At 69.6% G+C, this 12,563-nt stretch carries 9 protein-coding genes and 1 pseudogene; 7 read left to right on the top strand and 3 right to left on the bottom strand.

Going from position 1 to position 12,563, the window contains the following annotated elements; genetic code table 11:
• Positions 1-35 precede the first annotated feature (35 nt).
• Both ETD86_RS09880 and ETD86_RS09875 read left to right on the top strand, forming a co-directional pair.
• A complete protein-coding gene (locus ETD86_RS09880) occupies positions 36-1,202 on the top strand; it encodes an ROK family transcriptional regulator (protein ID WP_138665815.1) in 1,167 nt (388 codons plus the stop codon).
• Positions 1,203-3,044: a glycoside hydrolase family 36 protein gene (locus ETD86_RS09875; protein ID WP_138665814.1), complete on the top strand. Its 1,842-nt coding sequence runs from the start codon at positions 1,203-1,205 to the stop codon at positions 3,042-3,044.
• A 5-nt stretch (positions 3,045-3,049) separates the two neighbouring features.
• On the opposite strand, the gene ETD86_RS09870 is transcribed toward ETD86_RS09875, so the two are convergent.
• The 3 genes from ETD86_RS09870 to ETD86_RS09860 form a co-directional block, all read right to left on the bottom strand.
• Complete coding sequence (locus ETD86_RS09870) at positions 3,050-4,642, bottom strand: pectate lyase family protein (RefSeq protein WP_138665813.1); 1,593 nt, start codon at positions 4,640-4,642, stop codon at positions 3,050-3,052.
• A gap of 9 nt (positions 4,643-4,651) precedes the next feature.
• Positions 4,652-5,872 carry a carbohydrate-binding protein gene (locus tag ETD86_RS09865; RefSeq protein ID WP_138665812.1) on the bottom strand — a complete coding sequence of 407 codons (1,221 nt, stop codon included), beginning with the start codon at positions 5,870-5,872 and terminating at the stop codon, positions 4,652-4,654.
• Positions 5,873-5,951: 79 nt separating this feature from the next.
• The gene (locus tag ETD86_RS09860) at positions 5,952-7,697 is read right to left on the bottom strand and encodes a glycoside hydrolase family 97 protein (RefSeq protein ID WP_170222977.1); all 1,746 of its coding nucleotides are present in this window, start codon (positions 7,695-7,697) and stop codon (positions 5,952-5,954) included.
• A gap of 179 nt (positions 7,698-7,876) precedes the next feature.
• Here ETD86_RS09860 and ETD86_RS09855 point away from each other — a divergent pair, with 179 nt between their 5' ends.
• From ETD86_RS09855 to ETD86_RS58025, 5 genes and pseudogenes are all read left to right on the top strand, one after another.
• Positions 7,877-9,184 (top strand): alpha-L-fucosidase, encoded by a 1,308-nt coding sequence (locus ETD86_RS09855; protein WP_138665810.1) that lies wholly within the window; start codon positions 7,877-7,879, stop codon positions 9,182-9,184.
• Positions 9,185-9,203: 19 nt separating this feature from the next.
• Complete coding sequence (locus ETD86_RS09850; protein ID WP_170222976.1) at positions 9,204-10,616, top strand: ABC transporter substrate-binding protein; 1,413 nt, start codon at positions 9,204-9,206, stop codon at positions 10,614-10,616.
• Positions 10,613-11,512, top strand: a complete 900-nt coding sequence (locus ETD86_RS09845) for a carbohydrate ABC transporter permease (RefSeq protein ID WP_138665808.1) — start codon at positions 10,613-10,615, stop codon at positions 11,510-11,512. The genes ETD86_RS09850 and ETD86_RS09845 overlap by 4 nt, the downstream gene beginning before the upstream one ends.
• A gap of 8 nt (positions 11,513-11,520) precedes the next feature.
• On the top strand, positions 11,521-12,423 hold the full coding sequence (locus ETD86_RS09840; protein ID WP_138665807.1) for a carbohydrate ABC transporter permease: 903 nt from the start codon (positions 11,521-11,523) through the stop codon (positions 12,421-12,423).
• Between the two features lie 3 nt (positions 12,424-12,426).
• A pseudogene (locus ETD86_RS58025) lies at positions 12,427-12,563 on the top strand (L-glyceraldehyde 3-phosphate reductase); the annotation flags it as partial.

The raw sequence follows: 12,563 nt of genomic DNA, 5'->3' as shown, positions 1-12,563 counted from the left end.
TCTTGAGGAAGTTAATTAGTGCTACGATTGCCGCCATGCATCCTCGGCTCACCACCACTCGCGCTGAGGCCACCGTCTTCACCATGGTGCTCACCCAGGGTCCGGTGACCCGAGTGGAGATCGCCAGGCGCAGCGGGCTGTCGTCCGCCGCCGTGACCAAGGCCGCCCGCCCGTTCATCGAGGCAGGTTACCTGGAAGAGCTGGAGGCCAGGGAGCGTACGGCGCCCGGCGCGGGGCGGCCGGCCAGCCCGCTGGTGATCAGGGCGAACCGGGAGTTCTTCGCCGGCGTGAAGATCACCGACGACGAGCTCATCGGCGTCGTCACCGACCTGCGGGCCCAGCCCCTGGTGTCGGCGCACCGCCGCCTGACGACGGCGTCGCCCGAGGGCGTGGTCGAGGAGCTCGCCGAGCTCGTCGCCGACCTGCTGGCCGACGATCCGGCCTACGGCGAGCGCTGCCACTGGCTGGGACTGGCCGTGTCGGGCGACGTGGACAAGGCCCTCGGACTGGTGCGCTACTCCCCTTTCCTGGGGTGGCGGCAGGTGCCGCTGGCGCGGCTGGCCGGCGAGGCGACCGGGCTCAACGTCACGGTCGAGAACGACGTCAGGTCCCTCACCGTGGCCGAGCAGTGGTTCGGCGACGGCGTGGGGGCGTCGTCGTTCGCGCTGGTCACGGTGGGGGCCGGCATAGGGTGCGGGCTGGTGGCGAACGACCGGGTGGTGGCCGGCTCGCACGGCGTGGCCGGGGAGATCGGGCACATCCCGGTGGGCGGCGAGGAGCCGGAGTGCCACTGCGGCGGGCGCGGCTGCGTCGAGGCCATCGCCGGGACCGCGCCCATCGTGGCCGCCGTACGCGCGGTCACCGGGAACGCGTCGCTCACCATCGACGCGGCCATCGACGCCGCGCACGCGGGCAACACCGCGGCGCGGGAAGTGTTCGCCCGGGCGGGGCACGCCATCGGGCTGGGCATCGCGGCGATGGCCAATCTGTTCGGGCCGGAGCGGATCATCGTGACCGGTGATGTGCAGGGGCTGGCGGCGTATGACCTGTTCGAGGAGCAGATCAACCGGTCGTTCGCCAGCCAGGCGTTCGGCGCGGCCGCCGACTGCCGTCTGCTGCTGCGGCCGCGGACCTTCGAGCAATGGGCGCGCGGCGCGGCCGCGGTCGCCATCCAGACCCTCTTCACCTCCCAGGAGCGTTGAGTGACCGCCGCCCCCGGCATCTGGCAACCACACGACGGCACGCCCCAGCCGCCGGAGGAGGTGTGCTTCCAGGCCTTGGGCCTCACCTTCACCTGCACAGCCACCCCCACCCCACCCGCAGCGGCGGCCGGCGCCGCTCTCGACACGACCGCCATCGTGCCGGAGGCGGGCGGGGCCGTCTTGGGGAGCGGCGAGGCGGCAGGGCTGAGCTGGGTGGTGGCCGAAACCGCGCCGGGGGTGCTGGAGGTGCGGGTCACGCCCGATCGGCCGGCCACGGTGCGGCTCGGGTGGCGGGTGCCGTGTGTGGACGCGACGGCGTTCTGGGCCGCCGACGGGGGTGAACATCGCGGGTTGCCGCCGTTCTGGCGGCGTCCCCGCGTCGCGGCGCTGGAGAAGAACGCCCCCGTCGGATGCCTGGTCGGCGCCGGTGACGTGGCAGTGTGCACCTACGCCGCCGCCGAAGTCGTCAAGCCCGTGCTCACCCGCACCGGAGTCGTCGAGGAGACCGGCGAGTTCGGGTTCTGGGTGGAGCACGAGGCCGACCCGGACAGCGGGCTGGTGCTCCGGCTGGACTGCACGCGGCGGCACTTCGCGCGCACGCTCGCCGAGGTTGCCGAATGGTGGGGGACGCGCAACGGCCTGGCCAGGGACGTCCCACGGGTGGCGCGCATGCCCGCCTACTCCACCTGGTACGCCATGCAACAACACGTCGACGCCACGAGCGTCGAGCGGCAGGCGGCACCGGCGGCCGAGCTGGGCTGCGAGGCGATCATCGTGGACGACGGCTGGCACAGCGACGACCGGGGCCGGGGCTACGGCTACGTCGGCGAGTGGGAGCCGTCCCGCACCGCATTCCCTGACATGCCGGGCCATGTGGCGAAGGTCCGCGGTGAAGGGCTCGCCTACCTGCTCTGGTACGCCCTGCCGTTCGTCGGCCGCCACACCGCGCTCTGGGACCGCGTGCGACCGTACACGCTCGCCTACAAGGAGCACATGAACGCCGCCATCGTCGACCCCCGCTACCCCGCCATCCGCGACCTGGTCGCCGGGCACCTCACCCGGGCGGTCACGGAGTGGGGCATGGACGGCCTCAAGATCGACTTCGTCGACCAGTTCGCGGTCGAGGACGCGCCACCGCCGGGCCCCGAGGCCGACTGCGCCACCGTGAACGAGGGCGTGCGCAGGCTCCTCGCCCAGCTCCCCAGGGACTGCCTGGTCGAGCTGCGCCAGCCGTATGTGAGTCCGGGCCTGTGGCCGTACGCCACGATGATTCGCGCCTCCGACTGCCCGCTCAGCCCCGCGCACAACCGGCAGCGCACCGTCGACCTGCGCCTGATCGCCGGCCCGCTGGCCGTGCACGCGGACATGCTGATGTGGCACCCCGGCGAGAGCCCGCAGTGGGTCGCGACGCAGCTGATCAACGTGCTGTTCGCGGTCCCGCAGATCTCGGTGGACCTGACGGCGCTGACGCCGGCGCAGGAAGAGGTGCTGCGGTTCTGGTTGTCGTTCTTCAGGGAGCACGCGGAGGTGCTGCAGCGGGGCCGGTTCGAGCCGGCCCGGCCCGATCTGGCCTACCCCCAGGTGACGGCGCGCTCGGACGACACGGTGATCACTGCCAGGTACGCGCCCATCCCCGTCCGCGCTCCCGACGCGGGCACGTTGTGGCTGGCCAACGGGGACGCCTCCACTGACGTGCTGCTCCAGGTCGCTTCGGCCGGCCCGGCCCGCGCCACCGTCGTCGACTGCCGGGGCCGCACCGAGGGCGACGAGGTCGTGGACCTCGCCCTCGGGCTGGTGGAGGTCACCGTGCCCGAGGGCGGGCTGCTACGCCTGGAGCGGTAGCGCGGTCAGGCGGAGCGCAGCCGGTCCCGCAGCTGCGCCTCGTAGAGCGAGGGCGGGAAGAGGCCGGGCTGGTTGGCGCCTTCGATGTAGCCGACCGGTTGCGCGAAGGGCCCGTCGCCGGTGATCGTGCCGCGGCAGCCGATCGCGTAGTTCTGCGCGGTCGGCGGCTTCTGGACGATGAGCCTGCTGGTGGCGACGTCGCAGTTCCAGGCCACCGAGTGGGCCGCGGACCAGCCGTGCGAGGTGCCGTAGCGGCCGCGGTTGTACAGGCCGAGCGTGTAGCTGTAGTGCGGGTCCACGTCCCGGTGGCCGTCGAACAGCAGCGCCTGCGACCAACGACGGTGGCCCTCGCTGGAGTTGAGCGCGTAGTCGGAGGTGCCGCGCAGGAACACCACGCCGGAGACCGTGCTGTGCCCGTTGGAGACGAAGGCGTGCCTGGCCTTGTAGGCGTAGCAGTCCCGGAAGAGCACCTGCTGCGAGTAGGTGTAGGTGTTGAAGTTGTAGCGCCTACTGCCGGTCACGATGCTGACCGGGTCGATGGCCCGGCAGTTCTCGACCGTGGCCCGGGTCGTCTCCTGGGTGGCGACGCCGGCCTGGGTGAAGTGCAGCATGGTGCAGTCGCGCACCCACGAGTCCTCGGTCCGCAGCAGCACGATCGCGTTGTAGGCGTGGTCCTCGTCCTGCTCGGGGTCGCCGTGGTACTCGATGTCCACGCGCAGCCGTTCCACGCCCACCTCGGTGACGAGCCCGGCCTGGTCCCACTTGTAGAGGTAGGAGGTGGCGTGGGCGCGGTTGAGGTGGTTGTAGACCGGCACGTCGATCGTCACGACGTTCCCGGACACGTCGCGGACGTACCGGTTGTAGATGAGCGGATGCTCGCCGACCTTCCACGGCGGGCCCACGTCGTGGCCGCCGTAGTCGATGGCCTTGAGCCACTCCTCGGTGCAGGGGTGGGTGATGACGATGTTGTCGCCGGGGCGCAGCGCCCCCGGGTTCGCCACCTCGAACTGGCGCGACCCGACCTGCACGAACCCGGTGGTGATGTCGGTACGGGTGCCGGGGACCTCGCCCTTCCAGCCGCCGCCCTCCACACCGCCGGCCACGATCACGTCGCGGTCCTTGGGGTTGTTCCCGGTCGCCTTGATGATCGTGTTGCCCGACGGGTCCTCGCCGTCGCCGACGCCGCGTAACACGGTGCCGCCGGCCCGCACGTACAACGTGCCCGCCACCGGGTACGTGCCCGGCAGCAGGAGCAACGCTCCGCGGCGGGCCCGGGGCAGGGCTCCGATCTCGTCCAGCGCCGCCTGGATGTGGGCGGTGTTGTCGCCCTCGACCGGCCGGATGGTCTTGACGACCGGCACGTGCGGGATCGGCCGCTCACCGTTGCGGTAGCCGGCGTGGCTGAAGTCGGGGACGCGGTTGGCCTCGGCGTCCTGCTCGTAGGCCAGCCGCCCGTGCCGGTCGTAGTGCACGAGCCGGGACTGCCATGGCTGCGTGCCGGCCGGACGTGCGGCGGCGGGACGCGCGCCGGCCGCCGCGGTCAGCGCCAGCGCGCCACCCGCGGTCAGCACGGCACGCCTGCTGAGGTCATGTGCCATGAGAGTCCCTTACTTGATGACGATCTTGTCGAGCTCGGGCGAGCGCGCGGTATGGCTGTAGAACCGGATCGTGTTGACCCCGGCCACCAGGTCCACCGGCACGGTCGCGGTGGTCACCGTGTCCTTGGTCCCGGTCATCGGCACCTGGATCGCGTCGCCGCCGTTGACGCTGACGGAGTACGTCTGGGAGCCGTCCACCAGCGCGTGCACGGTCATCTGCCTGGTCCCGGTGGTCTCCGACAGCACGCCCTTGACCACGGCGTAGTCGTAGACGTTGCCGCCGATGAGGATCACCTTCCGCCCGCCGGAGCAGACGGCGCAGTAGGCGGGCTCGGCCGCGCCCTCCCACACGTTGCCGACCCGCTCGGCCTCGTACGTGCCGGGGCCGCGGTCCGGCGGCGGCAGCGTGACGGGCGGCGTCGCGGGCCCGAGCTGCTCCGCCTTGAGGTCCTTGACCAGCATGTACGTCTCTTGCAGCCCGGCGCTCCTGATGCTGCGGTAGATGCCCCACTTCGGCCGGTTGTACTGCTCCGGCGTCCACCACAGGTCGATGCCCTCGACCTTCTGGTCGACGATCGTCCGATTGCCGTCCCGCAACACCCACCGCATGGAGCCGGCGTCGGCGGACTTGAGCTCGATGGTGACGCCGACCCACTTGTTCTGGATCGGCTCCAGGTCGGCGGTGGCGAAGTCGTGGGACCTGTTGTCCTCCAGCGTCCAGTAGCGGGCCGCGATCTTCGGCACGCCGTTGATGACCGGCAGCGACAGCTGCGCGACCGGGGTGCCGATGTCGGACGTCTTCAGCTGCCAGATGTGGGTGAAGCTGGTGGTCGCGTCAAACGTGTCGGGAATGTACATCTGGTACGTGATCCGCCACGTCTCGTCCTTGCGCATCTCCAGCGCCCGGCCGTCGGAGGCGCGCATGCCGCGGACCTCGTTACGCATGCGGTCGGAGCCGTCGCGGTCCTCCAGGTGCGCGTCGAACCGCCAGGCGTTGCCCTGGACGTAAACGTGCGGCTGTCCCTCGGGGTGGGAGCCGCGCCGGTCGTCCTCCAGCGCCTCGAACGCGTTCACACCGTCCCGCCAGGGGCTCGGATTCCACCGGGTCTCCCAGCGCGGCGCCCCGTCCCCGAGGCCGGCCCCAGTCCCGGAGCCGGCCTGGGCCGGCGGGGCGGCCACGAGGAGCAGCGCGAGCGCCGACAGGGCGCCCGCCACGCGCAGGCTCCTCATGCGAGCCCCGCCCGGTCGAGGCCGAGCGCGCCGGCGGCGGTGGGTGCCGGGGCGGCTAAGACGCCCCCTTGTCGTTCGGTCATGAGAGTGCTCTCCTCAGGTGCAGTGTGAAGCCGCCGTTCTGGGCGACGGCGAGGTCGAGCTTGCCCCCGGCGGGGACCGTGACGGTCTCGGTGGCGAGCTGGTCACCGGGGGCGTCCCGGTAGATCTCGGCCGTCCACTCCCCCTCGTCGAGGAAGTCGAGCGGCACGGTGAGCGTGCGGGCCTCGCCCGACACGCCCGCGGCGACGTACCACTCGCCGCCGCTCCTCCTGGCCAGCAGGATGTGGTCGGCGGGGTCGCCGGACAGCAGCCGGGTGTCGTCCCAGGCGGCCGGCACGGTGGACAGCAGGCGCAGGGCCTCGGGCCGGGCCTGGTAGGTCTCGATGGAGTCGGCGAAGTGCTGGATCCCGGACTCGAAGAGCACCGACAGGGCGAGCTCGAACCCGGCCGAGATGGCCCGCACCGCGGTGAACGTGCACGGCGTGAAGTCCATCGGGCCCTGCACGTTGCGGGTGAACGCGAGCGACAGGTAGTGGGTGGCCGGGTAGAGCGGCTCCTTGCCGGGCTTCGGCTTGATCCATTCGGCGCCCTTGACCGCCTCGGCGGACATGAACTGCGGCCAGGTCCGCTCGGTGCCGCGCGGGATCGTGCCGCCGTGGAAGACCACCATGAGCCGGAGCCGGGCGGTGGCGGCGAGGATGGCGTCGAACCAGCGCATCCGGTCCTGGCCGTCCGACTCGGTGAAGTCGATCTTCACGCCGACGGCGCCCCACTCCTTCCAGAGCGCGAGCTTCTCGCGGTGCTCCAGCTCGGTGTCGACGTGTTGCCAGTGCGACCAGAGCCAGACGCCGACGCCCCGGTCGCGGGCGTAGGCGATGAGCTCGGGCATCCACTCCTTGTTCCAGCCGGCGTCCGCCAGCACGTAGGGCCAGCCGTTCGCGGCGGCGAAGTCCACCCAGCGCTTCTGCGCGTCCAGGTCGCGGGTGGAGGGCCCGTCGGACCACCAGGACCAGGCGGCGGCGCCGGGGCGGATCCAGGACGTGTCCTCCACCTGGGACGGCGCCGCGAGGCTGGTGACCAGGTCGCTCTCGACGATCGTGGCCAGGTCGCCGACGATCATCGTGCGCCACGGGGTGACGAGCGGGCTGGCCGCGGTCACGTACGGGTCCGGCAGGTCGAGCCGGAAGGCGCGGCCGTCGAAACGCAGGCGGGAGCCGGCGTATCCGGCGTCCAGGTTCGACTCGGTGATCAGCATCCAGGTGCCGCCGGCCTGGAAGAGCGACGGGTAGCCGTACAGCATGGGCTCGGCCTCGGCCACCGTGGTGTGCCGGTGGATCTCCTCGTAGTCGCAGCGCCCGTTCTCGTACGGCAGCAGGACCGCGCGGCCGTCACCCGGCACGACGTACTCCGAGATCTCCTCGACCACGGTCACCGGCCCGGTCCAGGGGATCAGGTAGCGGTAGGCCACGCCGTGGTCTCCGACCCGGATCTGCAGGTCCAGCCGGTGCCCGTCCCTGGTGAACGACAACGTCCACTCGCCGGCCGCGTACCGGTGCTCACGGCGTTTCCCGGTGACCGTCAGGTAGGTCTCCTCCACCTGCCGCTCGGACATCCCCGCCGGGACCAGGCCCGTGCTCAGGTCCGCGTGGGCGGTGCGGATCCCGAGCCTGGACGGCTCCACCAGGACCTGCCCGGCGTACCGCACCTCCAGCGTGAGCTCGCCCGCAGGTGAGAGGTCGAGCACCGCCCGCACGTCCCCGTCGCTGAGCGTCCAATTCGCCACGTGACCCTCCACAGAGAAAGAGATAGGAGGAGTCGATCGCGTCCTGCCGCCCGGCGCCGGCCGGGCCCGCTCCGGTCGCGCAAGGCGCCCGACTCTCCTCACAATGGGCAAGAGCCTAGGTTGCGGCGGGTTTCAATTCAATTCTTGACGAAGTTAATTAGGCGGTCTACCGTGCAGCCATGCCTCACGGACCGTCGCCACACGACCGCAGCACTCCCGCCATACATCCGACCTCTACCGCCCGGCTGGCGGAGTTCCGTGAGCAACGGTTCGGGTTGTTCATCCACTGGGGCCTGTACGCGCTCGCCGCCCGCCACGAGTGGGTCAAGCAGCGGGAGCGGCTCACGGACGAGCAGTATCAGCCCTACTTCGACCACTTCGACCCTGACCTGTTCGACCCGGACGCATGGGCGGAGGCGGCGGCCGGCGCGGGCATGCGTTACATGGTGCTGACGACCAAGCACCATGACGGCTTCTGCCTGTGGGACTCGGCCTACACCGACTACTCGGTCGCGAACACGCCGTTCGGCAAGGACCTGGTGGGCCCGATCGTGGAGGCCTTCCGCGCCCGCGGGCTCGGTGTGGGCTTCTACCACTCGCTGATCGACTGGCACCACCCACACTTTCCGATCGACGGCCTGCATCCGGCGTACGTCGAGGGTGTCACCCCCGATGACCGAAATATAGAGATATACCAGTCCTATTTGCACAACCAGGTCGAAGAGCTGCTTACCCGCTATGGCCGAATCGACACCATGTGGTTTGACTTCTCCTACTCGAAGCGGGTCAGGAACGGCGAGCGCACACCCGGCGGCAAGGGCGCCGCGGACTGGCGTTCGGAGGAGCTGGCGGCGATGGTCCGCAGGCTGCAGCCTGACGTCCTGATCAACGACCGCCTGGAGATCCCGGGCGACTTCACCACGCCCGAGCAGTTCCAGCCGCCCGCCCCGCCGGCCGAGGTCTGGGAGGCCTGCCAGACCCTCAACGGCAGCTGGGGCTACGACCGCGACAACCTCGACTACAAGCCGGTGGATCTGCTCGTGCGCATGCTGGTCGACACGGTTTCCAAGAACGGCAACCTGCTGCTCAACGTGGGGCCCAACGGACGCGGCGCGTTCGACCCGCGGGCGCTGGAGTCGCTGCGCGGCATCGGCGAGTGGACGCGGCTGCACGGCCGCTCCATCTACGGCGCCGGGCCGAGCACGTACGAGGCGCCGCCGGACTGCCGCTTCACCCAGCGCGGCGACCGGCTCTATGTGCACCTGTACGCCTGGCCGTACAAGCATCTGCACCTTCCCGGCCTGGCGGGCAAGGTGCGTTACGCGCAGTTGCTCAACGACGCCTCCGAGATCCGCGTCCTGGCCCCCGACCCGGCCATGGACAGCGGGCACACGAAGCTGGGCGCGTTGCCGCCCGGCACCCTGACCCTGCAGCTCCCGGTGCAGCGCCCCGACGTGGCCGTTCCGGTGATCGAGCTCTTCCTGTGAAAGGCCCAGCCCCATGGAGATGAACCGTCGGCAGATGCTGGCCCTGGCGGTGGCGGCCGCCGCCCTGTCCGCCTGCGGCGACAGCCGCCAGCAGAAGCAGGCCGCGGCCCCGGTCAAGTCCGGCGCCCAGGTGATCGACCCGAACCGGCCCAGCAGCGACGACTGGCCGTTCGAGGAGGCCGAACAGCTCAACAACTCGCTGACCTGGCCGAAGACGAACGTGCCCGACCCTGCGTCCAAGGTCGTGATCACGCTGGGGTTCACCACGGACGCCGTCACCGAGGTGCGCAACGCCCAGTTCGACTTCTTCTTCAAGAAGCGCCACCCGAACATCGAGATCAAGCGCGAGTCGGCGCCGTTCGACCAGTTCCTCACCAAGTACATGGCCCAGGCCGCCGGCGGCTCGCTGCCCGACGTGCTCTACAACCACTACTCCTGGACGCAGAACCTCATCGCCAACAAGGTGCTGCACCCGCTGGACGAGTTCATCGCCAAGACGCCCGAGTTCGACATGGACGACATCCCGCAGCGCGGGCTCGGCTACTTCCAACGGGACGGCGCCCTGTACGGGCTGCCCACCGACATGGCGCCCAAGCTGCTGTTCTACAACAAGGACCTGTTCGACAAGGCCGGGCTGGACTACCCGGACGAGAGCTGGACGTGGGACAAGCTCTTCGAGACGGCCAAGAAGATGACCAGCGGGTCGGGCGTGGAGAAGATCTACGGCGTCTCGCCGATGCCGAAGCCGGCGCCGGACCTGAGTTCCGTGTTCTTGATGCCGTTCGGCGGGCGATTCCTGGACGTGGCCGAGTCCAAGGTGATGATCGCCGAGCCGAACGCCAGGGACGTCATGGCCCGCTGGCTGGACCTGCTGCTCAAGGACAAGGCGACGCCGAGCCTGGCCGAGCTGCAGCTGCTGGAGAAGGTCGATCCGTTCAAGTCCGGGCACGCGGCCCTGTTCATCAACGGCGCGTGGGTCATGCTGGAGCTGTCCAAGCAGAAGGCGTTCAAGTGGGGCTCCACGCAGCTGCCCAAGGGGCCGGAGGGGCGCACCAGCCCGGCCGTGGGCAGCGCGCTGGTGATGGCGGCCTCGTCGCAGAACAAGGACGCCGCCTGGATCTACATGAACGAGTTCCTGTCGGCCTCCGGCTACAAGTTCCGCCGCATCGCCGCACCGGCCCGCCAGTCCGCGTGGGAGGACAACGCCAAGGCGCTCGGCATCCCGGTGGAGGAGGCGGACCTGGTCAAGAAGATCATGGCCGAGTACGCCTCCGACGACGGCGTGCTGCGACTGCCGGCCAACAAGAAGGTCGTGGACACCGCCCTGCCGATCTGGGAGCGGGCGCAACTCGGCAAGATCAGCGTTGACGACGCGTTGAAGGAGATGGTCGACAAGGTCACACCGGTCCTGAGCGAGAACAAGATCGCATGACCGCCGTCAGCGTCCGCAGCACTCTGGCCCGCCGGGAAGCGCGGCGCTTCCACCTGTTCGTCTCGCCGTGGCTGGTGGGGTTCGTCCTGTTCAGCGCTGGGCCGATCCTCGCCGCGGTGGTGCTCAGCTTCATGGAGTGGAACCTGCTCCAGTCGCCGCGCTGGGTCGGCCTGGCGAACTACGTGCGCATGGTCAACGACCCCGAGTTCTGGGAGTCGATCGAGAACACCGTGCAGTACGGCCTCGGCGCGGTGGTGCTCGGCGTGAGCTTCACGTTCCTGCTGGCGTTGCTGCTCAACCAGCCGCTGCGGTTCCAGGGCCTGTTCCGCACCGTGATGTACCTGCCGTCGGTGGTGTCGGGCCTGGCCACCGCGCTGCTGTGGATCAACATCCTGCACCCCGACTACGGGCTGATCAACAAGCTGCTCGCCTCGGTCGGCATCCAGGGGCCCGGCTGGCTGGCCTCGCAGGAGTGGGCCATCCCCGGCCTGGTGCTGATGAGCGTGTGGGGAGCGGGCAACACGATCGTCATCTACCTGGCCGGGCTGCAGGGCATCCCGAAGACGCTCTACGAGGCTGCCGAGATCGACGGGGCCGGGTGGTGGCGCAGGTTCTGGAGCGTGACGGTGCCGATGATGTCGCCGGTCATCTTCTTCAACGTGGTGACCGGGTTCATCGCCGCGCTGCAGAGCTACGTGCTCATCCTCGTCATGACCGAGGGCGGTCCCGGCAACGCGACGATGGTGCTGGGGCTCTACATCTACCGGCACGCTTTCGTCTACTTCGACATGGGCTACGCGGCCACGCTGTCGTGGGCGATGTTCGTGCTGGTCATCGTCGTGACCGCGATCCAGTTCAGCCTGGCGAAGCGCTGGGTGCACTACGAGTTCAAGTGAGGTCCCCGATGCTCCTCGAGACCGCGGCCCGGCCCGCGCGTACGAAGCCGGGCCCGCCCCTGACGTCCGAGCAGGCCGAGCGCATCAGGCGGATCCGGCGTAGCGGGGCGTACGTCCTGCTGATCATCAGCTCGGCGGTGTTCCTGCTGCCGTTCCTGTGGATGCTGACGACCTCGCTCAAATCCGACGCCGACAACCTGGCCTTCCCGCCCCAGTGGTTCCCGGACTCCTTCCATTTCGAGAACTACGTCAAGGGCTGGACGGGGTCGCTGCCGTTCAACACGTTCTTGCTGAACACGATCGTGATCACCGCGCTGTCGATGACCGGCAACCTCATCTCGTGCATCCTGCCCGCCTACGCGTTCGCACGGCTGCGGGCGCGGGCGGCCGGCATCATGTTCACGGCGCTGCTGGCCACGATGATGATCCCGCGTGAGATCACGCTGGTGCCCAAGTTCATCATGTTCTCGAAGCTCGGCTGGGTGGACACGTATCTGCCGCTGATCGTGCCGGAGTTCTTCGGCGTGGCGCTCTACATCTTCCTGCTGCGGCAGTTCTTCACCACGATCCCGCAGGAGCTCATCGACGCCGCCCGCATCGACGGGGCCTCGGAGCTGCGCATCCTGTGGAGCGTCATGTTGCCGCTGGCCAGGCCGGCGATCGCGGCGATCTGCCTGTTCTCCTTCGTCGGCAACTGGAACCAGTATCTGGAGAACACCCTCTACCTGCGCTCGATGGAGAAGATCACCCTCGCGCAGGGCCTGGGCATGTTCAGCGGCCAGTACGTCACGCAGTACAACCAGATGATGGCGGTCGCGCTGCTGTCGATGCTGCCCATCCTCATCGTCTTTTTCCTGGCGCAGAAGACGTTCATCCGGGGCGTCACGCTCACGGGTATCGCAGGAAGGTAATCCTTGAAGTACCAACGTCAGCCGTACCGCAGGTGCGGTCGCAGCGGACTGCTGCTGCCCGCCGTGTCGCTCGGTCTGTGGCACAACTTCGGTGAGGGCAAGCCGGTCGAGAGCCAGCGGGCGATCCTGCACAAGGCGCT

Origin of the sequence: Nonomuraea turkmeniaca (genome assembly GCF_005889735.1) — a bacterium.
In the GTDB taxonomy this organism is placed as follows: Bacteria; Actinomycetota; Actinomycetes; order Streptosporangiales; family Streptosporangiaceae; genus Nonomuraea; species Nonomuraea turkmeniaca.
The sequence above is the reverse complement of the archived record's forward strand: the minus strand, read 5'-3'. Positions and strand labels throughout refer to the sequence as shown.

Excerpts from the sequence above, each read along its gene's own strand:
- ETD86_RS09870 (WP_138665813.1), bottom strand. The coding sequence starts at position 4,642 with ATGGCACATGACCTCAGCAGGCGTGCCGTGCTGACCGCGGGTGGCGCG.
- ETD86_RS09840 (WP_138665807.1), top strand. The coding sequence starts at position 11,521 with ATGCTCCTCGAGACCGCGGCCCGGCCCGCGCGTACGAAGCCGGGCCCG.
- ETD86_RS09855 (WP_138665810.1), top strand. The coding sequence starts at position 7,877 with ATGCCTCACGGACCGTCGCCACACGACCGCAGCACTCCCGCCATACAT.
- ETD86_RS09850 (WP_170222976.1), top strand. The coding sequence starts at position 9,204 with ATGAACCGTCGGCAGATGCTGGCCCTGGCGGTGGCGGCCGCCGCCCTG.
- ETD86_RS09845 (WP_138665808.1), top strand. The coding sequence starts at position 10,613 with ATGACCGCCGTCAGCGTCCGCAGCACTCTGGCCCGCCGGGAAGCGCGG.
- ETD86_RS09865 (WP_138665812.1), bottom strand. The coding sequence starts at position 5,872 with ATGAGGAGCCTGCGCGTGGCGGGCGCCCTGTCGGCGCTCGCGCTGCTC.
- ETD86_RS09880 (WP_138665815.1), top strand. The coding sequence starts at position 36 with ATGCATCCTCGGCTCACCACCACTCGCGCTGAGGCCACCGTCTTCACC.